The organism is Marinomonas algae (assembly GCF_047525555.1).
GTDB lineage: Bacteria > Pseudomonadota > Gammaproteobacteria > Pseudomonadales > Marinomonadaceae > Marinomonas.
The window spans coordinates 97745-120275 of sequence record NZ_JBLIXK010000010.1 but is presented as its reverse complement, the minus strand read 5'-3'; the positions used below and the strand labels follow the sequence as shown (position 1 = coordinate 120275).

General features: G+C 42.6%; 18 protein-coding genes, 3 rRNA genes and 1 other RNA gene. 16 read left to right on the top strand and 6 right to left on the bottom strand.

What is annotated here, in order from left to right; translation table 11 throughout:
• The 3 genes from ACMUMQ_RS13155 to rrf (ACMUMQ_RS13145) all read left to right on the top strand — a co-directional run.
• Positions 1–104 (top strand): 23S ribosomal RNA (locus ACMUMQ_RS13155); the annotation flags it as partial.
• 178 nt (positions 105–282) lie between these two features.
• Positions 283–397, top strand: a 5S ribosomal RNA gene (gene rrf, locus ACMUMQ_RS13150).
• An 80-nt stretch (positions 398–477) separates the two neighbouring features.
• A 5S ribosomal RNA gene (gene rrf, locus ACMUMQ_RS13145) occupies positions 478–592 on the top strand.
• A gap of 257 nt (positions 593–849) precedes the next feature.
• On the opposite strand, the gene ACMUMQ_RS13140 is transcribed toward rrf (ACMUMQ_RS13145), so the two are convergent.
• The 3 genes from ACMUMQ_RS13140 to ACMUMQ_RS13130 all read right to left on the bottom strand — a co-directional run bounded on the left by ACMUMQ_RS13140 (position 850) and on the right by ACMUMQ_RS13130 (position 4488).
• Positions 850–1485 carry an ABC transporter ATP-binding protein gene (locus ACMUMQ_RS13140; protein ID WP_414682440.1) on the bottom strand — a complete coding sequence of 212 codons (636 nt, stop codon included), beginning with the start codon at positions 1483–1485 and terminating at the stop codon, positions 850–852.
• Entirely contained in the window at positions 1473–3206 is a 1734-nt protein-coding gene (locus ACMUMQ_RS13135) for an ABC transporter permease (protein WP_414682439.1), read from the bottom strand. Before ACMUMQ_RS13135 ends, ACMUMQ_RS13140 begins: the two co-directional genes overlap by 13 nt.
• Positions 3207–3291: 85 nt before the next feature.
• Positions 3292–4488 carry an ABC transporter substrate-binding protein gene (locus tag ACMUMQ_RS13130; RefSeq protein WP_414682438.1) on the bottom strand — a complete coding sequence of 399 codons (1197 nt, stop codon included), beginning with the start codon at positions 4486–4488 and terminating at the stop codon, positions 3292–3294.
• 171 nt (positions 4489–4659) lie between these two features.
• Here ACMUMQ_RS13130 and ACMUMQ_RS13125 point away from each other — a divergent pair, with 171 nt between their 5' ends.
• From ACMUMQ_RS13125 to ACMUMQ_RS13085, 9 genes are all read left to right on the top strand, one after another.
• Positions 4660–5802: a succinylglutamate desuccinylase/aspartoacylase family protein gene (locus ACMUMQ_RS13125; RefSeq protein ID WP_414682437.1), complete on the top strand. Its 1143-nt coding sequence runs from the start codon at positions 4660–4662 to the stop codon at positions 5800–5802.
• 11 nt (positions 5803–5813) lie between these two features.
• Positions 5814–8123 (top strand): ATP-dependent helicase, encoded by a 2310-nt coding sequence (locus tag ACMUMQ_RS13120; protein WP_414682436.1) that lies wholly within the window; start codon positions 5814–5816, stop codon positions 8121–8123.
• A gap of 18 nt (positions 8124–8141) precedes the next feature.
• Positions 8142–9104, top strand: a complete 963-nt coding sequence (locus ACMUMQ_RS13115) for an isopenicillin N synthase family dioxygenase (RefSeq protein ID WP_414682435.1) — start codon at positions 8142–8144, stop codon at positions 9102–9104.
• Positions 9105–9215: 111 nt separating this feature from the next.
• Complete coding sequence (locus tag ACMUMQ_RS13110) at positions 9216–10853, top strand: phosphotransferase (protein ID WP_414682434.1); 1638 nt, start codon at positions 9216–9218, stop codon at positions 10851–10853.
• A complete protein-coding gene (locus ACMUMQ_RS13105) occupies positions 10843–11751 on the top strand; it encodes a GAK system ATP-grasp enzyme (protein ID WP_414682433.1) in 909 nt (302 codons plus the stop codon). Before ACMUMQ_RS13110 ends, ACMUMQ_RS13105 begins: the two co-directional genes overlap by 11 nt.
• 3 nt (positions 11752–11754) lie before the next feature.
• Entirely contained in the window at positions 11755–12867 is a 1113-nt protein-coding gene (locus ACMUMQ_RS13100; RefSeq protein ID WP_414682432.1) for an HprK-related kinase B, read from the top strand.
• Complete coding sequence (locus tag ACMUMQ_RS13095; protein ID WP_414682431.1) at positions 12864–13547, top strand: histidine phosphatase family protein; 684 nt, start codon at positions 12864–12866, stop codon at positions 13545–13547. Before ACMUMQ_RS13100 ends, ACMUMQ_RS13095 begins: the two co-directional genes overlap by 4 nt.
• A gap of 26 nt (positions 13548–13573) precedes the next feature.
• Positions 13574–14899 carry a metallophosphoesterase gene (locus tag ACMUMQ_RS13090; protein ID WP_414682430.1) on the top strand — a complete coding sequence of 442 codons (1326 nt, stop codon included), beginning with the start codon at positions 13574–13576 and terminating at the stop codon, positions 14897–14899.
• Positions 14900–14904: 5 nt separating this feature from the next.
• Positions 14905–15171: an amphi-Trp domain-containing protein gene (locus tag ACMUMQ_RS13085; protein WP_347983184.1), complete on the top strand. Its 267-nt coding sequence runs from the start codon at positions 14905–14907 to the stop codon at positions 15169–15171.
• A 38-nt stretch (positions 15172–15209) separates the two neighbouring features.
• Here the strand turns inward: ACMUMQ_RS13085 and ACMUMQ_RS13080 are convergent, their stop codons facing one another.
• The 3 genes from ACMUMQ_RS13080 to hisI all read right to left on the bottom strand — a co-directional run bounded on the left by ACMUMQ_RS13080 (position 15210) and on the right by hisI (position 18419).
• Entirely contained in the window at positions 15210–15995 is a 786-nt protein-coding gene (locus ACMUMQ_RS13080; RefSeq protein WP_414682429.1) for a class II glutamine amidotransferase, read from the bottom strand.
• A 79-nt stretch (positions 15996–16074) separates the two neighbouring features.
• A complete protein-coding gene (locus ACMUMQ_RS13075; protein ID WP_414682428.1) occupies positions 16075–17742 on the bottom strand; it encodes a methyl-accepting chemotaxis protein in 1668 nt (555 codons plus the stop codon).
• A gap of 269 nt (positions 17743–18011) precedes the next feature.
• Positions 18012–18419, bottom strand: coding sequence for a phosphoribosyl-AMP cyclohydrolase (gene hisI / locus ACMUMQ_RS13070; protein ID WP_414682427.1), 408 nt, complete (start codon positions 18417–18419; stop codon positions 18012–18014).
• 244 nt (positions 18420–18663) lie between these two features.
• Between hisI and ffs the strand changes: the two genes are divergently transcribed.
• From ffs to ACMUMQ_RS13050, 4 genes are all read left to right on the top strand, one after another.
• An RNA gene (gene ffs, locus ACMUMQ_RS13065) (signal recognition particle sRNA small type) lies at positions 18664–18760 on the top strand.
• A gap of 337 nt (positions 18761–19097) precedes the next feature.
• Positions 19098–19526 (top strand): hypothetical protein, encoded by a 429-nt coding sequence (locus ACMUMQ_RS13060; RefSeq protein ID WP_414682426.1) that lies wholly within the window; start codon positions 19098–19100, stop codon positions 19524–19526.
• A 71-nt stretch (positions 19527–19597) separates the two neighbouring features.
• Positions 19598–20986 (top strand): TolC family protein, encoded by a 1389-nt coding sequence (locus ACMUMQ_RS13055; RefSeq protein ID WP_414682425.1) that lies wholly within the window; start codon positions 19598–19600, stop codon positions 20984–20986.
• Positions 20983–22530, top strand: coding sequence for an efflux RND transporter periplasmic adaptor subunit (locus ACMUMQ_RS13050; protein ID WP_414682424.1), 1548 nt, complete (start codon positions 20983–20985; stop codon positions 22528–22530). The genes ACMUMQ_RS13055 and ACMUMQ_RS13050 overlap by 4 nt, the downstream gene beginning before the upstream one ends.
• Position 22531: the final 1 nt, after the last annotated feature.

Sequence of the window (22531 nt, the reverse complement as noted above, 5' to 3'; positions counted from 1 at the left end):
GTCCCCTAAAGAGCCGTTCGAGACTAGGACGTTGATAGGTTGGGTGTGTAAGTGCTGTGAGGCATTGAGCTAACCAATACTAATTGCTCGTGAGGCTTGACCATATAACACCAAAGTGGTTTTTACACATATTACGATAAAGAGTACTGAAATTGTTCCAGACAATTTTCAGTATTTCCTCCATCCTTGGAGGTCAAATCGGTTTAACCTTGATAAACGTTATTTCAAAATGAATTGTTAAAGATCCAAGCAACGTATTCGCGTGAAAACGCAACCGAATTGCTTGACGATCATAGAGGCGTTGAACCACCTGATCCCATCCCGAACTCAGAAGTGAAAAGCGCCATCGCCGATGGTAGTGTGGGAGATCCCATGTGAGAGTAGGTCGTCGTCAAGCTTATAATTAAATCTAGCCTGAATATTGGCTAGTAGAAAATTGATTCCATTAGACAATTTCTAACGGAACAAACCAGTTTTCTTGATGATCATAGAGGCGTTGAACCACCTGATCCCATCCCGAACTCAGAAGTGAAAAGCGTCATCGCCGATGGTAGTGTGGGAGATCCCATGTGAGAGTAGGTCGTTATCAAGATTTAAATAAAGAGAAGCCCTGATAGTTAACTCTATCAGGGCTTTTTCGTTTCAGAACTCTAAATATCAAAATGATTCGCGTGTGGGGCTCTTATGGCAGGTACGCATGTAAGAGTCCCACAAGGGCGTTAAGCTTATACCTAAGAGAAGCCCTGATAGCTTATGTTGTCAGGGCTTTTTGGCTTTAGTCTATTAAAGCATCATATGAGATAAGGTTTTAATAAGCTGTTTTGATTGCTTATATCGGTGTGCTGGGAGTTAAATTGCGGCTTCTATTTCCAAACATTTCCCTTCCACGGCTTTGGCGTCTTCGGCGTCGTGAGTTACCAGTAGAGCTGGAATGTTCGCGTGTCTTATCTCGCTGAGAACAAAGGCTCTCACATCTCGTCTTAATGCTGGATCAAGTTTACTAAAAGGCTCGTCTAACAGTAAAAAGTCAGGCTTGGCTAATAGGGTTCGTAATAGAGCAACTCGGGCTTGTTGTCCGCCAGAGAGTTGCTTAGGTAATGAATGGGCTTTATCTGGCATGTTCAGCTTTTCCAGCGCTTGGTAGGCCAATTCTTGTCGCTCTTGCTTTTTGATTTCTGGAGGGATGGCAAACAGTAAGTTTTCCAGAATGCTCATATGAGGAAAAAGCAGCGGCATTTGCTGTAATAAGCCGACTTTACGCGCTTGTATACTTTGGTTATGCAATGTCTTGCTGTCTAAATGTACGTCACCTGTGGCGGTTAATGTTGGCGACAGTGTGCCACTTAGATAGTGTAATAAGCTCGATTTACCAATACCACTTGGTCCCATTAGCGATAGTACTTGACCGTTTTCAATGGTGAAACTCAAGTCTTTAATGAGTACTTTGTTTTTTGTGGATAGAGTAAAAGCGTTTACGCTGAGCATTTTTTATCCTTACTAAAAAAGCATTTTATGGTTAGTCGCCATTTGGTCCATCGAGAAGGGATGACCTGCGCAAACCAAAATACGATAACAGGGAATAGGGCTTGTAAAAGGGCCATGCTGCCGACTTTTTTACGATCTCCAGAGGCCGCAAGCGCGACGGCTTCTGTCGTTAGTGTACTGTGTCGTCCTTCGCCAGCAATCAGAGTGGGCAGATATTGAGCGATACTGACCGAAAAACCCATGGCAAATGCGGTGAATAGTGCAGGTCTTAGCATGGCCAGTTTTATGGTTACATAATGTCGCCATGGGTGATAATTCAGACGATTCGCCTGCTGTAGATATTGCTCATTATAGGCTAAATAAGGCCCTTTTAATGTGAGATAGACATAAGGTAAAACATACATGAGGTGCAAGGCGATGATGGCGCATAAGCTGCCATTTAAGTCGAGGTAAATCAGTAAAACATGGAGTCCAAACAAAAAGCCTATTTGCGGCAGTAATATGGGCACATAAATGAGCCAGTCAAAGGCGTGATATTCAGAAGGTGTTGCAGATTTTGCCGAGCTTAAGCGTTTAATTTCTAGCATAACAAGACTAAAGACACTGGCAATGAATGTGGCGATTACTGCAATGATAAGTGTATTACTGGTTAGTTCGAGCAAAAGTGGAGCGGCTCGCTCAATGTTATCCCATGTCCATGTGGATGGTAGTGCATCAGGGAAGCGCCAGCGCTTTGCAACGGACCATAATGGTAAAAGAAGCAAAGCGGAAAATGCACTCAATAGTGTGATTGAACCAAGTACCACTCCGCTGCCAAGTAAATTGTCTGAGAAGCCACAGCGTCTTCCATTACTGCGTTCATAACGGGTGAGATGGCTGAGTAATTTATGCATGATTTCCCAGCCTGCCAGAGTGAACACAATCACCAGCATAAGTAACACAGCGCCCGCGCTGCCCATAAGGCGCATGGATAAATCGGGATCATTGAACCAACGGTAAAGTGTCACCGCTAAGGTAGAAGGAGTATTTGGCCCAATCACTAAAGCCAAATCCACTACGGTTAAACTAAAGGCAACCACAATAAATATAGGTAAACGAATAATGGGGTAAAGTTGCGGTATTAGCACTTTGCGCCATAAAGTGAGGCGCCCGTAACCTAAAGCTTGGCAGGCTTGTATTGTTTCTCTGGCTTGAATGCTTTTCATAGCTGCCATCATCACAAACAGCAAATAAGGCATTTCTTTGATGACCAGAGCGAACACGAGAGATAAAGAGTAAGGGTCTTGAACTGTGATCCAATTTGGTGGTCTTTCAAACCCTGTGAGCCAAGGACTAAAGAGGCGTATTAGCCAACCTGATGGGCTGAGTAAAAATAATAAGCCAATGGCAATGGCGGCATGGGGAATAGCAAGGATAGGGGATAAAAGTGTTTCTATTTTTTTAAAGAAGGGACGTTGGTAGCCCCAAGCTAATAATGATAAAGCCAACCAGAGAGACAGTAGAGGTCCGCCAATACCTGATATTAAGGTGAGTTTTAAACTGGCATAAAACTCACCTTGTGAAAGCATATTTCGCCACGGATCAAGAGAAAATGTGTATTCGCCTAATGGTGGAAAAAACTGAAAAGCGGGTAACAAGGTGCCAATCAGTCCCATAAAAATGGGTAAGACCAGAAATAAGGCAATAAAAACAGTAATCCATTTGGTGTGTTTGAGTGGCATTTTTGATCTTAATAGTTTGCGTTTAAAACGAAATTTATTTTTCAAAGTAGAGTGGTTTTAAATCGCCACTCTACTTTGTGAAAGATTACTTAGCGTAGCGTTTACGCCATTCTTTTTCGAGCGCTTCTACCCAGCTACTATGAGGTTCTGGGAGTGTGTCGCCAAGTTCTTCGATGCTTAGTGTAGCAATACCCCTTGGTAGATTATCAAATTTTGCCTGATCTTCTGCGGACAATTTATCATAAGACAACACGCTTAAATCGCCCCAAACCGTTGGAGTTTGTTTGTAAATCTGTGCTTCAGGAGATAGGAAAAAGTTGGCAACCACTTGTGCGCCTGATTTTACCCCACTGTTGTAAGGGATCGCCAAGAAATGAGTATTACCAATGGTGCCATTTTCAAATACGTAGGTGCGAACCGTGTCAGGTAAATTGCCTTGATCAATTTGTACGGACGCTCCAGAAATATCGAAGTTGATCGCGATATCAATTTCTTGATCATCGACTAAGCGCATCATTTCTTCGGCACTGGATGGGAAATTCTGACCGCCACGCCATGCTACCTTATGAAGCTCATCAAGATAGGCCCACAAAGGCTCTGTAATCCCGTTGAAATCAACTGTACTGACGGGTTGGGAAAGAACCTTTTTGTTAATGCTGGTTTCGTATAGCGCTTGTTTTAGAAATGTCACGCCTAAATATTGAGGCGGCTCTGGGTAGGTAATACGGCCAGGATTGGCTTTGGCATAGGCTAAAAGCTGCTGCATGGATTTTGGTGGGTTTTTAAGTGTTTCTGTATCATATATAAAAACGATTTGTGCCATGCCCCAAGGGGATTCCATGCCATCTACTGGGGTGCCGAAATCTTGCGTTAAACTTTGGCGAGCGTTTTCATCTACGAATGCTGAATAGTTGGGTAATGTTTGGCTAAAAGGACCAAACAGCAGGTCGTTGTCTTTCATGGCGCGAAAGTTTTCGCCATTAATCCAGATTAAATCGACCGAGCCTTTATTGTGTTTGTTGGCGGCTTTTTCCGCTAATACTCGACTTACGGCATCGGAAGTGTCGGTCAGTTTTACGTGCTTTAACGTGACGTCATATTCATCTTTGATTCGTTTGGCGGCCCACTGAATATAAGCATTAATGTTATCTGCTCCGCCCCATGCATTGAAATAGACGGTTTGGCCTTTTGCGTCGTCAAGAGTGTCTTGCCAAGCAGCATTGGTTGAGAAACTAGATACAGTGAGTATGGCTGACAAGGCCAAGGTTAATGCACTTTTCATTATTTTTCCTTCTGTGTTTGCTTTTACTATAGAACATTAGACGTCTATATAGTTCTATTTCTTACAGTATTTTGATGATTTTTAATAAGTTTTTTATTCGTGTGTTTTTTTAGCGTACTATATCGCAAGCTCAAAATAAGCTGAGTTGGTCTTAATCGTTTTCGGAGTGTTATGTCTTCTCAAATTTATTCCCATGTCTTACCTAGCGCAACACCAGGCACTCAAAGAACCTTAAAAGCGCATCATTTTGGTGAAGCGGGTGCTCGCCCTAAAGTTTATTTTCAAGCCGGTCTTCATGCTGACGAATGGCCTGGTTTTTTAGTTTTAAATCGATTGATTAAGATGCTGAAAAAAGCGGATGAAGCCGGTTTGATTAAAGGTGAAGTCATCATTGTCCCTGTGGCGAATCCAATAGGATTAGCTCAAAATTTCCATGGCTATATTCCAGGGCGTTTTGCTTTTTCCGATGGTGGTGGGAATTTTAACCGTAATTGGCCTCAGTTAGGCAGCAAAGTCGAAAAGCGTGTTAAGGGTGAAATCAAAGGTGATACGTTAGAAAATGTGTCATTGGTGCGTCGTGCAATTCATCAAGAGCTTGCTTTATTGCCTGAAAATACTGAGCTTCAAGGCATGAAGAAAACCTTGCTGGCCCTGTCGATGGATGCTGATGAGATTATTGATTTACATTGCTCTGGCGAAGCTTCCATGCATGCTTATGTGGCACAAGAATTTGAAGATTACTTTAAACCCTTGTTGGCGTTATTAGGTGCCAAAGTCGGTCTATCTGAGCTAAATACAGGCGCTTCTTCTTTTGATGAAACAAACGTCAGTGTTTGGCGTGAATTGAAAGCCCATTATGCACATCTAATACCTTGGGGGAGCCGCTCACTGACATTAGAATTGCGCGGTGAAAATGATATTTCTAATGAGTTTGCTCATCAAGATGCATCTGCTTTGTTTGATTACTTAGTTTTGCGTGGCGTTATTGGTGGTGAAGAACCTGAAATTGATGATAGCCAAGTGGAATATTATCCTCTTGATGCGATGGATTTGGTAAAAGCACCTTGCGCTGGAATTGTTTGTTATCACAAATCCATTGGCGATGAAGTGGAAGAAGGTGAAGTGATTGGTGAGGTAGTAAATTTAATGGATGACGATGTTGAGTCATCTAGCTACCCTCTGGTTTCCAGAACAAATGGTGTTTTCTTCGCGAGAGTACAGCGTCGTTTGGTCGTTTGTGGCGAGTCTATTGCGAAAATTGCAGGTAGAGAACATCTTGCTTTTCGTGAAATCGGTCACTTATTTGAAGATTAGGCTCCATTATTTTGACTCAAGCACAGGACAAATCTGAGCTGCAATCCTCGTTGACCGATGAGCAGCTACGCGTTGTAAAACATGACTTAACGACCCCAGCAAAAGTGATCGCTGTTGCTGGTGCAGGGAAAACAACCACTTTAATTTCACGAATAGAGCACCTTTTAGCGCAAGGTGTTGACCCTTCTCATATTGGCGTTTTTATGTTCAACAAAAGCGCCCAAGAAGAGTTCTCTGAACGTCTAAGTAAGTATTTAATGAATTCGGGGCATTTACGCTCACCGAGTGTAATGACGTTTCATTCGTTTGGTATGAAGCTTTGTCGCCGCCTAGAACAACAGGGTTGGCTGGCGCCAGCCAAATTGCTTACAGACGATTTTAGTCTAGTCAAAATGCTACGTGAGGCATTACAGCGACTTATTCGCAAAGGCGAAAAAGTCGCCATTCAAGATGAGAAAGACTGGCTAGAAGATGTACTGCTTTTTATTGATCAGGTGAAAGCTTCAGATAAGACTCCAAAGGAAGTTTTTGATGCTTTAGGTTGGTCGAAAGAGCGCCAGTTTTTTCCTGCGTTATACGATGAGTTAGAAGCACTTCGAAAACGTAACAACATACGATTTTTTGCAGATCTATTAAGCGATCCTTATGACTTATTAAAGGGACTAGATGAGCCTCAAAAAATACAAATTCGAGGTTTAGTACCTGAGTTTCGTTATTTATTGATTGATGAATTTCAGGACATTAACCCTTGCCAATATGAGCTGCTAAAAACGCTTTGTCCAACACCGTGCCAATGGATGATTGTGGGTGATGTGCAGCAATGTATTTATGAATGGCGTGGCGCTAGTCCTGATATTATGGCGACTCAATTTGATGCGGATTTTGAAGCAGTTGAACACTATCCTCTGAGTACCAGTTTTCGCTTTGGGCATACGGTTGGCTTAATGGCATCGAGCGTGATCAGTGAAAATGATTCTAAGACCATAGTTATTGGCGCCGGCGTTTCAACACGAGTGTCATTTGCTCGTGCGCCTAAAATAGGCAAAGCATTGCTTGGTGAGTTAAAAGCTTGGTTGGAAGAAGGAAAAAACCTCCATGACACCGCTGTCTTGGTGCGTTTATACAGCGATATGGTGCCGATTCAACTGGCATTGATGCACAAAGGCGTTCCGTATCAACTGCATGGTGATTCTCCTTTATTGGAAAATCGCCAGATTCGCATGTTAATGGCTTACCTTGCTGTGATGGCTGGCGGACTTGAAAATCCAAGTGCCTTTTTTCATGCCGACGATATTGAATATCTGCTCACGGTTCCTAGTTTAGGTGGTTCTGTTGCACAGCGAAAAACACTGATTCAACAAGCCAAACAATCTCCACATTTGTTGCCTCAGATTATTGAAAACTTAGGGGATTCAAATGACGGTTGGCGAGCGAAGAAGCTTTACGAGCGAGCGGATTGGTTACGTAGTTTAACGATTTATCGCTCAGACCCCGCTCAAGGCTTGGCGCATACCTTAGAAAAGCTGGGTATTTATCGTTACTTCGAAAGCACCAGTAATAAAGACATCCAGACACAAGAGAAAATCGCCACCTGCGATGCATTTATGGCTTATGTTCGAGGTGTTGGCGGAGACGCGGAAAGCATTTTGTCTCAATTATCTCGGCTTAATGAGCGCCAAGTAGATGAGAGTCATGGTGTTCATTTGATGACGATTCATAAGTCTAAAGGTCTGGAGTTTGATCAGGTGCTTTTATCAGGATTAAGGGAAGGGCGTTTTCCTTATTATGATGAGGATTTAAGCAGTATTGATAAACAGGCTGCTCAGGCCATGGCGTCAGAGCGTAGATTATTCTATGTGGCCATTACTCGTGCGCGACAAAAGTTGGTTTTATTGGAAACGCCAACGAAAGATGAAGCCACGATTTTAAAGCGAGGAGACATTCCAAGAGCCGATTTAAAAAGCTTGTCTTTATCGCGTTTTGTGTTTGAATCTCAGCCCTATGTTGTTCAATTGATTGATAAAAATTGGCATAATGGTTGCAATGATGCTGAGCCAATTGATACTTCGAAAGGAAGTGTCTTTCAGCATTATTTAAGTAAGGTTTTATCATCACCCAAACTAGCGTTTCGCTCTCGTGTAGAAGAAGAGAGCCTTTTAAAATCAGGAGACAAGGTGCGTCATGATCAATATGGTCAAGGCGTTGTTGTAAGGCAGGAGCAAGATGGTAAGCAAATGATTTGTGTGGATTTCGGTGAACAAGGATTAAAACGTTTTAATCCGAAGTACACGACCTTGATAAAGCTATCTTCACGAACCTGATTTTAAAAGGAGAACACTGTGTCTATTCCATTGATAGATTTAGAAAAACTAACTCATGAAACGCCTTCTATTCGCCAGAAAGAAATCCAACTTTTAGACAAAGCTTGTCGAGAAATTGGCTTTTTTTACCTTGTAAACACCAGCATTCCAAGCAGTTTAATGAAAGCCTTGATGCGAGAAGCGAAGCGCTTCTTTGCTTTACCTCAAGCTGAAAAAGAAGCCATCGACATTGCAAAAAGCAAAAATCACCGAGGCTACGGCAAGATCGGTGAAGAACAGCTTGATGAAAATGGTCATGCAGATTGGAAAGAAACGTTCGATATGGCGCTGGAGTTTCCGGAAGATCACCCTTTGGCAGCGAAATACCCAAGTATGTATGGGCCGAACCAAAACCCTAGCGACCCTAGAACGGTAGAGGTTTTACAGGATTATTATGTGGAAGCTTTTGGTGTCGCGCATAAAGTGCTTACAGCCATGGCGCAAGCTTTGTCTCTTGAAGATAATTTCTTTACCAAGGGTTTCACAGATCATGTGACTGTGTTGCGAATGATCCATTATCCACCACGTCCTCAAAATGATCATGATAATGGCGCGGGAGCACACACGGACTATGGTTGTGTCACCTTGTTGTTACAAGATGACATTGGTGGTTTGCAGGTGAAAAATCGACAAGGTGAATGGGTTGATGCAACACCGATTGAAAATGCCATTGTGGTGAATATTGGTGACTTAATGCAGCATTGGACGAATGATGAATACGTTTCAACCGCGCACCGAGTTCGTGCGTCTGCCGAAGACGTGCACCGTTATTCTTTCCCTTTCTTTGTTGAGCCAGACTACGAAACGGAAGTGGCTTGCGTGCCAACTTGTGCGACAAAAGCCAATCCAGCCAAGTATGAGCCAATATTAAGTGGCGATTGGATTAAAGCACGTTTGGATGCAACGTATTCTTATCGTGACAAAGAGTCGAACCAGGCGTAATTATTTCAATAGCTTAGCCGTTCTGTGTTCATGAAAATGTCATAGAACGGTAACTTTCAAAATGACGGAAAAATGCTACAGTAAGTACATAGTCTTACGGTAAATAATTTTATGTCATCACATCCCTTGGCTATCCAAGAGAATCTTTACTTTCTAGTCAATGAAGTAGAAAAACACTATCACCTGACTGACCTCTTTTTTAAAACGGCTTCGTTAAATATTTTGCCTCGTATTCAAGCGCGTCGTGGTTATGTACAAACCTTACGTGAAAAGATTGAGATCGAATGTGCTAATAGCACCAAACGCCGTAAATCTGGTACAGCTTATGTGGTTCGTATCGAAGCAATTCGATCATTAGCGGATGCGCTAGACAATATTTCCCATTGTTATTTTGATTGTGTACATGAAGGCACTCTAGATCAGTCTTATGAGCATCCTAGTGCTTCCTTGTGTCGTAAATTAATTCGTCGTATTGATCGCTCATTGAACCTTGTTAAGCTAGGTTTGGGAGAATCTCAGCGTCGAACAGGTATTAAATTAGGTCGTCGCACACAGGGAATGCTTGCTTTGTACGATGATATTCAGTCACTGACATTGGATTCCAAAGAAACGCTGAAAGACTCCGAATTACAGTCCTCCATTTTGGTGAATTACGCTTTAAAGTGCGCGATTAAGCAGCTTGCTATTGTCGGCGAGTCTTTGATTAAAGCGGATTTAGGTCAAGTGGTCAGTTTGCAGAATTATGATCACTTACGAGACACCGCATCCTCTTTAAATTACAGCTTGAATGATTTGAAAGTGAAGCGCCTTGCTTTAACTCGATCAGGCAGTGCAATCGCCGCAATATCCCATAAAAATGAATCTGGTAAAGGCATTCTTGCGGTTTACAAAGAGGGTGATCACGATAAGTTAGCGGAAGAAGTGGAAGGCGTGAAAACGTGGCGTGAGGTGGATCCTGATATCGCGCCAGATGTATTGGCGCATTCAACTAAAAACGGTCAATCATCTGCGCTTCTGATAGAGCATTTAGCGGGAAAAACCTTTGAGAAGCTTTTCTTAAATGAAGAAAAGGACACACTTGATGTTGCTTTGTCGGCACTTTTCAAAACATTAAATCGCTCTTGGAAATCAACGATGACAGCAGAGCATTGCGACGCGAAGTTTATGCGGCAATTAGATAAGCGCATCGCAGATAGCATGGCTGTTCACCCAGATTTTTTCACGCCAGAACGTCGCATTTGCGGCTATGTTTCGCCGAGCTTTAAAAAACTGATTCGAGTTGTTGAAGAAAAAGAGCCGAGATGGCGCGCACCTTTTTCAGTTTTGATTCATGGCGACTTCAATTTAGATAACATCATTTATGATGAAATTGAGCGACGTATCTATTTTATCGACCTTCATCGCGCTTCTTATTTTGATTATGTCCAAGACATATCGGTTCTGATGGTGTCGATTTACCGCTTGCAAGTATTAAGTGGATCGACTCGAAAACTGATGATGCAAAGTGCTATTCAAATCTATCAATTTGGTCGACGCTTTGCCAAAAGACAAGGTGATGAAACATTCGAGTTGCGTCTGGCGGCTGGTTTGGCTCGTTCATTTGCGACTTCCACGCGTTTTATATTCGATAAAAAACTGGCATCGCGTATGCATTTACGTGCTCGTTATTTACTAGAACATTTGGCTGATTTGCCTGCAGAAAAAGAACTTAATTTCAAACTTCCATTTAAGGAATTGTATGCTGAATAAATCTGAACAGCGATTGAAAATCGGAGTGATAGGTGTTCCCGGTAAATGGTCTACGGAAGTGTTGGCTGATCGTTTAGAAGCCAAAACAGGGTTCCGTGCTGTTATGGATATGAGCGATTTTGAGCTGCATCTAGACACAAATAAAGTGTATTGCAACGGTTTGGATCTGACGGAATTAGACGGTCTGATTGTGAAAAAAATCAGTCAGGTTTATGCGCCAAGTACAGAAGACAGAATTCATATGTTGTCCCATTTGGAATCTCTTGGCGTGCCTGTGTTTAGTCCAACAGCAAGCATGGGGAAACTGATTAACCGCTTGAGTGGTACTTTGGCATTGCAACAGGGAAATATCCCAATGCCGAAAACGCGTGTCACAGAATCGGTCGATTTGGCTTTTAATGTTGTTCGCCAGTTTGGTTCGGCTATTTTGAAGCCACTTTATTCAACCAAGGCGCGTGGTATGGTGTTTTTACGCGAAGAAGACAGTGACGAATCGGTTCGTGCTCAGTTGGAAGAGTACAAAGAAACTCAGTCGCTTTTTTATATTCAGCAAGCCTTGAATTTAAACGGCCGTGATTTGGGTATGGTTTTCATCGGTGGTGAGTATTTTTGTACTTATGCTCGCGTTGCCAATTCTGATGCGTGGAACACAACGATTCACAGTGGCGGGCGTTATGAACTGTTCGAAGCTGACGATGATTTGATTGAGCTTGGGCGACGTGCGCAGGCGTGTTTCGATATGAGCTTCACAACGGTTGATATTGCGTTAACAGACCAAGGTCCTGTGGTATTTGAAGTATCGGCGTTTGGTGGTTTTAAAGGTGCATTAGATGGCTGTAACCTCGATGCTGCAGAAGCTTATGCCAATTACGTGTTAAGAACCATTGAAGGAAAGTAACTGATGATGAATGAACCATTGAATGAGAAGCTGTTGAATACACTCATGGCTCAATGTGAAAACCAAGCTAAGTTATTTTTTGGTGTTTTAACTGTACGGGTTCATACCAATAATACAGACATTTTGGATGAGCTGAAGGCCTATTATAAAAGCTACACTCAGCCTTCAACAGGTGAGTACAGTGTTGATGTTTATGCCGTTGAGCATGAAGAGATTGCTCAATCAGCTCCTTGGATTGATGTGCCAAGAGAAGCAGGTAAGCAAGGTAAGAAAGAAGGCTACTTAGACGTTTTTTCTGACGAGGGTGTATTTACCGGTCGTTGGATCAAGAAATTCAAAACTGGTATGACTCTATTGCAACGAGTTGAAAAGCCTATGGCTGTTGGTCCATGTTCAGCGAATATGGCGCAAATTATTAACTTTATTAATAACCAATTTATCAATCTTCATCTTCGCGAAGGCAGCTTGCTAGGGCATGCGTCAGGCTTTTCTGTGAACGGTGACGTGACGGCAATTGCGGCGGGATCTGGCGGCGGTAAATCTACTTTGATGCTACGCTGTCTAGAAGACAGCACACGTCAATTTGTCACCAATGATCGTATTCTAATGCGCAATATTGGGGACTCAGTTGAAGCCGTTGGTGTCGCTAAGTTACCTAGAGTTAATCCTGGTACTTTATTGCATTCGCATCAAAACCGGTTACGTCATATTTTGGCCGAAGATCGTCAGCAACAACTGCTTGAAATGGCGTCATCTGATTTGTGGGTATTGGAAGAAAAATACGATGTGCAAATTGAAGATGAATATGGCCCAGACAGGGTGGCTTTGTCAGGCAAGTTAGCTAACTTAATTATGCTCGATTGGTCTTTCTCTTCAAGTGATGAAACACGCTTAGAGCTGGTTGATCTTACTCTTGAACCAGAAGTGATTGAAGGCTTGCGCAAACGTCCTGGCCCTTTCTACCAAGACAACTCAGGCTTGTTTGTTGACTTGCATGCTTGTGAGTCCTTAGAGGCTTATTGCGCAGCATTAAATGGTGTACGTGTTTTCCGTCTTGTTGGCGGCATCGATTTTGATAAAGCCTTTGAACTGATTGAAAATCTGGATGCATTATGAGCGCTAAGTTTGCTTTAATTCGTCATGGTGCTTATGAGCAGTTGAGCCAAGTGCCAAGCGCGTTACAGCCTTTCCCTTTAACAGCGGAAGGGGCAGAAGAAGTGCGACGTCAGGCCAGATTATTTGCTGAATGGTTAAAGGAAACAGGACATACGGTTGAGCCTGTCGTGGCGTCTTCTACCTTGTTGCGAGCTTTTCAAACAGCCGAAATTTACATCGATGAATTAAAAGATTTTTTTACAAGTCCGCCAAGCATCCAAAGTACATTTGATTTGTGCGAACGAAGTGTGGGAGCTGTCGCTAACTTGACGATTGAAGAAATCGAACGAGTGTTGTCACTTGACCCTAGATTTGATGTTCCGCCTAAAGATTGGAAATCAGACAGCTATTACTGTTTGCCTTTTGATGGCGCGGAATCTTTGAATCAAGCGGGTGAAAGAGTGGCTAAGCAGATCACTGCTTGGCAAGAAAAAGCAGGGGAAAGCATTAAGTTATTTATTGGGCATGGAGCAGCATTTCGTCATGCAGCTTGCCACCTTAATGCGATTCAATTTAATGATATTAAGAAACTTAGCATGTTTTACGGGCATCCAGTGGTTTTGGAGTTCGTCGAGAATCAAGTGCCGCGTCAGATCTTTGGGGATTGGAAGCAGCGCCAGATTCAAGATGTGCCAGATTAATAGCGCCATAATGGGAGGCTTTTATAATGCAAACGCAATTACCTAAAATTTCGGCTCGAAAAGAGCATGCTGAGATTATTTCAAGATTGCCTACTGAGTGGTCTGCTTGGCCGCAAGATAACACGTCATACAATGCGACAGCGAGACTCTCGACAGAAGCGCCTAAGAAGTTTAATAAGCGAAAATTAAAATGGCCTAATCGACCTGTTGTCTTTATTTCAGATCCTCATGCTGATGCGAACGCGTTTGAAGCGTCGTTAATTTCTGCTGGTGTTGTGATTCAAAAAAAGCCTGGCTTACAACACTTAAAATTGACCAAAGAAGGTCGCCGTGCAGAAATCATTATTGGTGGAGATTGTTTAGATAAAGGGCCAAGTAATCTTTCTTTGTTACGAAGCATTAAGCATTTATACAAGCTGAATGCTCGTGTGACTCTGTTGGCAGGAAACCACGATTTACGTCTGCTTATGGGATTGTTGGCCTTAAAACGCAAGAAACAAAACATAGGTAATCAGCACTTTTTTGTCCGTATGGGGAAAAAAGTCGTGCCGCTTTTTAAAGAAGTTTTTGATCAATATTTAGATGGCACTAAATGGGACAAAAAAATCCCTGATGAAGACACTTGTCGCAAAGCGTTGTTTCCCGATGATAAATGGTTTAAAGAATTTCCTTATCATGCCGCAGGTATTTTGACGGCAGAAGGTATCGAACGTGAAGTGCATAAAATGCATTCAAAGACCAAAAGCTTTGAAAAACACTGTGAAGCGGCGGGATTAACTCTACGTCATGTGTATGCGGCTTCTCTACAGTGTGAGAAATTGTTTTTGCATAAAAAAGGCGAGTTTCATTGGTTTTTCAAAAAAATGAAACTGGTCGAGCGACGTGGATCGTTTTTGTTCCTGCATGCTGGCTTGGATGATGCAATGGGAGAGCTGTTACTGAAAAACGGAATCTCATACGCCAATAAAGCATTTCACCGTAATTTGAAGCACATGGATTTATTCGGCTTTTATTACAGTTCCATCGCCAACACCTTTAGAACCAAATACCGTGATGCCGATTTGCCTTTGACTGAAAGAGGCGTGAACGCGGTTCATAAAGCAGGCATTCATTTTGTTGTTCAAGGTCATGTTAACCGCCAACACGGTCAGCGAATTACCGTTAAAAAAGGGTTAATTCATATTGAAGCTGACATTACATTGGATGAGCATTCTAGACAGCAAGAAGGGCTAGACGGTTTTGGTATTGGAGCAACGTTAATTAGCAAGAAGCAAGGTGTGATTGGCCTGAGTTGCGATTATCCAACTGCTAAAATTATGCGCCCTGACGAACTTAAAAAAATATATGAGTGACTGAGATGAAATCGAAAACCGAATTTAAACATGAGGCTTTATTAGATCCATCGGACATTCAGGATTTACTCAAAGCAATCTCAAAAGGGTTAGGGAAAGGGAAGCTAGAGTTTTCTGATGACAAGGGAACTTTGTCTTTAGGGCCTCAAGGTCTTTTGTACGTAAAAGTGACCGCGTCAGATGAAGATGATCGTCAGCAGTTTGATATTAAAGTTCGCTGGGAAAAAACACCAAAAACACTCAGTAAAAAGCCGCCCAAAATAGAGAGCTAATACAGGTTATTCTTTCCTATGAGCAAAAAAATGGCGGTTTAGACCGCCATTTTTAATAGATCTGGAAGAGGGGTGATTTGGTAATCTCTGTTCTTTATTTTTGCCATGCAAGATTCTGGAACCAACTCCCAGCCATTACCTGAAAACTCAAGAGGCTCAGAGGCGACTACTATGTGATCATCGAACTTTTTGCAATAAAGGCTAGGGCATTGCTCATCACTAGAAAAACGAACGGCAATCATGTCTGTGCCATCAGAAATGACAGAAGTGAATCGAAACGCTTCTTTGATGTTTTTGCTCTTCATGATGTTGAGGATTTGTGCCAGTGTGTCAGTAATTGCTTGCTCTGGATTGGTTTCCAAACCATTCGCAATCATGAGTAGAAATATCACTTCTGAATCGGTCGCACCACGTCGCTCGTTATACAAGTATTCCGGAATTAAACGATCTAGTTGCCAGCGTAAGGATTCATATTCACCAATTTGGCCATTATGCATAAACAACCAATTTTTATAGCTAAAGGGATGGCAATTTGAACGGTTGGTTGCTGTCCCTGTAGAGGCGCGAACATGAGCAAAGAATAATCCACTGCGGATATGTCGTGCTAAACTTTTTAAATTGCAGTCACTCCAAGCGGGTAGTATCTCGTGATACAAGCCTGGTTCTTCTCTTTCATCGTACCAACCTAATCCGAACCCATCTGCATTCACGGTGACTTCAGATTTCTTTGCACTGAGGCTTTGATGCACTAGAGAATGTTCTTGTTCAAAAAGTAGTGATTCAAGGTAAACACTGTCACCTTGATAGGCCATCCAACGGCACATGCCTTTTCTCCTAATCACAAAAAAGGAAGCATTTGGCTTCCTTTTGCAATGTTAATGTTGAGTAAATTATACGGTAGTTTTATACATTGAAATAGCTGATCTTGGAGGATAACTGAGACGCTAAAGTCGCTAATTGTTCTGCAGATTGGCTGATTGAATGAATTGATTGCGTTGTTTTTTTCGTTATATCTGTGATGTTCGAGATGTTGCGTCCCACTTCGGCTGTAACGGAAGCTTGTTCTTCTGTTGTAGCCGATATTCTGTCGTTCATGTCGCGGATTTTTGTGACTGATTGGTTGATATTACTTAGAGACTCTTCTTCATGTTTTACTTGATTCACTGCATCAGTAGAGCGCTGGTGGCTTGATGTCATAGCCGCCACTGCAGAGGATGTTCCGTTCTGTAAGACAAGAATCATTTTCTCTATTTCTTGTGTAGCATCTTGCGTGTTCTTCGCTAGGTGACGAACTTCGTCCGCTACAACCGCAAAGCCTCTTCCTTGTTCACCTGCTCGAGCGGCTTCTATTGCAGCATTCAGAGCCAGTAGGTTTGTTTGTTCTGCAATGCCTAGAATCACATTCAAAATATTACTGATTTCGTTTGTGTTTGACTGCAGTTCATTGATTGTATTTGCCGAGCTAGAAATTTCAGCAGCCAGTTCCTCTATGCTGTTGATGGTTTGCGTAACAATGTCAGAGCCTTGATTTGCTGCTGTTTCTGCGTCATGAGCGGCCAAACTTGCGTCGGCTGTTGATTCTGAAACATGAACCGCTGTGCTTTGTATTTCTTGGATTGCTTGGGAGATTAAGTTTGTCTCTTCTTGTTGTTGATCAACCATTTTAGATGATTCATCTGTGATTTTATTCAAGTCGTTAGCCGCATTAGTCAGCATAGAGCTAGATTGTGCTACATCATGAAGGATGCTTCTTAGTTGAACAACGAGCTTATCCATAGCAACTTCAAGCATGCCTATTTCGTCTTTACGGTTACTGTTTGTACTTGAATCTATGAGCTCTCCAGAGGCGATGTCTTCTGCTCTTTTCACTGCTTTAATAAGTGGCCCGCAAATACCGTTTACAATCACTAAGCTAATAACAATACCAACTAAAATGAGAACGGCTGCAATGGCGCCGCTTGTATAAATAGTCTGATCCAGTTTATTGCTTTGGTTTTTAGCAACTGTGCTGTTGTACTCATCTATAGACGTGATGATTGTTTCCATTTGGGCATTAACTGACAGCAAACTTTCATCTGCTATGCGTCTTGCCTTATTGGCTTGCATGGTTTTGAGTTTAGTCCACCAGCTGTATGTTTCTATACTGGATTCGAGAAAGACAGCTTGCTGTTCTTCAAGGGCGTTAATTTGCTCTAACAAGTTATTTAAGCCTGCATTCTCAGGCATAGTCGAGAGGATGTTCTTAACATTTTCGATGCTAACCAAAAGCTCTTCTGTGTAGGTTTTAAACTTTGTTTCAGACTCGGCCACTTGCTCAACACCATAACCTCCCAATGATTTAGCAATGGATACTTGGAAGAAGCCTCGTTCAAATTCAACTGACTGTTGAAGTAGTAGTTGGCGGCTTTTTTCTAGGTTTTTCATAAGTTGCAAACTTTGGTAAGAAAGATTTTGCAGCTCGGATGAAACGGATTTACTAGAAAAAGCAGAGCTGATTCCCATGCCAACAATAACGATAGAAAACAATGCGATGAGAGATAAAATTTTGGTGCGTACTGTTATGTTAATCATATATAAACCTAGAGGATGGTTTGTGATAGGAGTTAATTAACTAGCAATATTTATGCCGTCTAATTTACATAGAGTTACAAACTTGCTTGATGTCTTTACATATTGCAACTTTCATTTGATTTATACCTTATACCTGAAAGCTATGCACAATATTTGATCGTATTTTAGAGGGGAAGTTTTCGAAATAGTACAGGGAATTGGCTGGTTTGCACTAGAATGGCACCATAATGCTAAGGTGAAGCATTGAGGCGCCATTTTGGTGCTTTCGTTTATTTGTTTGGCTCTGTTGCAATGACAACATTACCTTCTTCGACTTTAAAGAAGAAGCAATTACGTCGATTGGTATGGCAGGCAGGCCCTTTTTGATCGACTTTTAACAGTATGCAATCCCCATCACAATCAAACGACATAGAGACTAAAGATTGCCTATGTCCAGAGCTTTCCCCTTTACGCCAGTAGGTTTGACGGGAGCGAGACCAGTAACATACTTGTCCTGTTTCTAATGTCTCGCGAATCGATTTCTCATTCATATAAGCAAGCATTAAAACTTCACCAGTATCATGTTGCTGAGCTATGGCTGCGATGAGTCCTGAATCATCTGTTTTTAGATTCGCTAGAATGGTGTCTAAAGGTAGCTTTTCGCCTTTAGGGAGGTTTTCGTATTCTTTTAAACTCATTGGGTTGCCTTACTCTCAGGAAGAATGTCTATGTAATTAATGGCGAGTATCTTACCGTAAGCTCACTTAAAATGTTACATGCTAACATTGAAAACATATAAGCTGATTATTGAAGAGAGAGTTTGCTGATCAAGATTAGAGGATTTTTTTAAGTATTTGAAAAATAGAGGCAAGTTGGTTGATTTTACGAAAAGGCTGCGTATAATTGCGCCCCAAGGTCAACAGGCCTCCTTTATGGTGTCTCTGCTGGTCCCCTCGCAACAATAAACCGTGAATTTGGTCAGGTCCGGAAGGAAGCAGCCACAGCGGTGGCCTTGTGTGCCGAGGTGTGGCTGGTGGAGATGCCACCTAATTTTCCTCCCTGTAAATTAAAAGACATATTTTTAGATTTCAATTTGCAGAATAGATATATATAAAATCATAGCTCTCATAATTCCAAACAAAAAAACTCAAGCTTCTTAGTGTTAGATAAATGCTGAGGCAATTGTGTATGGAAGGGTGTTAGCGCTTGATGGCTGTTTTCATCTAAACCACTCTTTATCAATTATTCTATTTGAATCACTCCTTACAGGTATCGAATACCCCGTGATTGTTAAGATTAATTGTTTGTCAGCTTAATTCCCTTGCAGACTCGCTTGCTATTTTATATAGTCCGGCTACTTGTTAGTGAGAATTCTCATGTTTGTAGATCAAGAGCATAAAATCAATAAGTCGTTAAGAAGGCGTGGTTTCGTCTGCTTAGTGCTGCTTATGCTGGCTTTATTTTCTATGGCAATGACCACCAACAGCATGATGATGGCCAGTGACAGTATGAACAATATGTCTGGCCATACTATGCCTGCTCATACTATGACACAAGCTGACCATGATATGTCCATTGGCGATATCGCATGTCAGCCAGAAAACATGCTTGATTGTGCGGCCATGACAATGGATCACTCTCATCAAGACTGTTTGGATAGCCACTGTAGTGCCTTTTCAGGTTTGCTGTTAGGTTACATTAATTCCTCTGATACCTTCTTTGCGGTGCACACTTTACTCCCCACGCAAAGTTATACTTCTGCCCACCCAAGTACCCCTTACTTTCCCCCTATAGTCATTTCTTAAATTCTCTGTTTACGCTCATCGCGCTACTTTGCGCTGAGTTGTTATGAATTTAAAAATGAGTATGAAACACAATGACCAAAAACAATGTTTGGGCTCTCTGTGGTGATTCACAGAGCGCTGATCAGCCTTGCTCAATGACGAGCAGAATGGGCTATTTACGCTATTTATTGGTGTTACCTTTCCTTGCAGTGCTTCCTGCGGTGGCGGATAGCACTAAATTAACGCTGCAAGACGCTATCAGCAAAGCCATTAGCGAAGATAAATGGCTTGACTCTAGTCTGCATCGAGAAACGGCGTTACGGGCACTAAGCCAAGGGGCGACAGCCTTACCGGACCCTAAGGTCAATCTTGGTTTATTAAATATGCCAACGGATAGCTTTGATTTTAATCAAGAAGCTATGACGCAACTGAGTTTTTCGATCTCGCAAAACTTTCCCGCTGGCGATACTTTGCGATTAATGGCGGAAAAGTACAGTGTTCAGGGGGATCAGTTACCCCTGGAGCGGGATAATCGCCGAGCCATTTTGACCATGGAGGTGTCTAAGTTATGGCTAACGGCTTATCAATATGAGCAAAGTATTAAGCTGGTATTGAGAAATAAAAAGCTCTTTGAACAACTCCATGATGTGGTGGAAAGTAGTTATAGCTCAGCCTATGGTGCGGCTAAACAGCAAGACTTAGTGCGCTCTGAATTAGAATTGATCAAGCTCGATCATAGGTTAGCAGAGCTAGAACAGGGTAAACGTAGTGCGCTATTCAAACTATCGCAATATATTCAGTCCTCCTCCTCCTCCGCAGTGGCGAGCACACCTATTGGACTAGACGTTAATAGTGTTGAGTCTTTAAGTCTTTCTGCCGCCGCCATGCAGAAGCCATCCTCTGAAGTGTTAATGAGGCGTTTAAGCCAACACCCAATGGTGCAAATGGTAGAGGCGCGATCGTCTATCGCACAAGTAGACAAAGCCCTTGCTGAACAACAATACGAGCCGCAATGGGGCATCAGTTTAGGCTATGGCTATCGGGGTGATGACCTAAGTGGTAATAGTCGAGCTGATCTGGCCTCGGTGGTTGCCAGTGTCAGCCTGCCAATATTTTCCTCTCGGAATCAAGACGCACAGGTTAAAGCTGCGGCGTTAAAAGTTGAGGCTATCGTTTCAGAAAAACAATTAGTCCTTAACGAATTACGCTCAAAGTATCTCACCCTTACCTCAGACATTGAATTATTACAGGGGCGAGTCGAGCTGTTCCAGCGCCAACTCATTCCGAGTTATCAGCAAAGTGCACAAACCACACTGAATGCCTACACCAGTAATGACGGCTTTTTTACCGAGGTGGTTCAGGCGCGCATTGCTATTTTAAATGCCCAAATTGAATTACTGGCTATCCGAGTCGAGCGCTTAAAGCGTTTGTCTGAATTGAACTATGTATTGGCGAGCACTGCAGAAGAGGTGAGCAAATGAAAGTGATGAATTTTATCGGAGTGTTTATTTTAGGTGGTGTGCTTTCTGTTGCTGGTTACCATTTTTTACCTTCAGTTGTGTCGGGACAAATGGCTGAACATACAGTGGACACAGATTCTAGCGGCTCAGCCACTGAGGAAAAACCCTTGTATTGGGTAGCACCAATGGACCCAAATTATCGACGAGACAAACCGGGTAAATCGCCAATGGGTATGGATCTCATCCCTTTTTACGCGAATGAGTCCGGTGCTAAGAGTAGCACGGGAACGGTGACAATCTCGCCAGAAGTAGTGAACAATTTAGGTGTACGAACCAGTGAGGTCTTTCAAGGGGTACTTAAGCCTAATATCAGTACAGTTGGGTATTTAACCTATAACAAGGACAAGATCACTCATATCCATCCGCGGGTAGAAGGTTGGGTAGAGAAAAGCTTTGTGAAATCAAATGGTGATTACGTGGCGCAGGGAGAAGCATTGTTTGATCTCTATTCACCCACGTTAGTGAATGCACAAGAAGAGTTCTTATTTGCCTTAGATCGTAAAGATCAACGCATGATGAAAGCAACAGAAGAAAGGCTTAAAGCTTTGCATGTGCCCAGTGATTTTATTCGAACCCTTAAGTCAAAGCGCCGTGTGTCGCAAACCATTCGTTTTTATGCCTCACAAAGTGGGGTGATAGATAACTTAGGCATTCAGGATGGTTTTTACATCAAGCCCGGTACCACGCTAATGTCGATCGCTGACCTCAGTGAGGTGTGGCTAGAAGCTGAAGTGTTTGAAAGACAATCACAGTTGGTTGCGGTTGGTCAGTCGGTAGAAGCAAAAATGGACTTTCTACCAGGGCGAGTCTTTCATAGCAAAGTTGATTTTATTTACCCCACTTTAAACGCCAAAAATCGCACCCTTCAGGTACGCATTCGCTTAGACAATAGCGAGCAGTTATTGAAACCCGATATGTTTGCTCATGTGCGTATTCAAGCGGTGTCGTCAGAGCCAAAGCTCTTGGTTGAAAAAGCCGCACTGATTCGTGGTGGTGTCCAAGATCGCGTGGTGTTGGCGCTAGGAGAAGGGCGTTTTAAATCTATCTCCGTACAAACCGGCGCCTTCGGAGACGATTATGTAGAAATATTACAAGGACTGGCATTAGGCGATGAAGTGGTCACCTCAGCTCAGTTTCTCTTGGATTCCGAATCTAGCAAAAGCTCAGACTTTAAACGCATGAATATCATGCCAGATAATCAGATGACAATGGCTGCTTCGGAGGCAGAACATGATGACGCAAACCCAGCCGCACCAGTCAGTGATGTGGTGTGGGTAGCAGCGAAAATCAATGACATTGATGCCACTAAGCGGGTGCTGAATGTTGATCATGCAGCGATAGCAGATTGGGGTTGGCCGAAGATGACCATGGACTTTGCACTGGCGGATTGGCTGGAGCCAAGTGAACTGCCTGTTGGTAAAGATTTACAACTTGAAATCACTCGAGAGAGCAGTGTTGAGTTTGTGGTCAGTGACTATTTAACCGCTAGTGGCGAGCAGGAGTAAT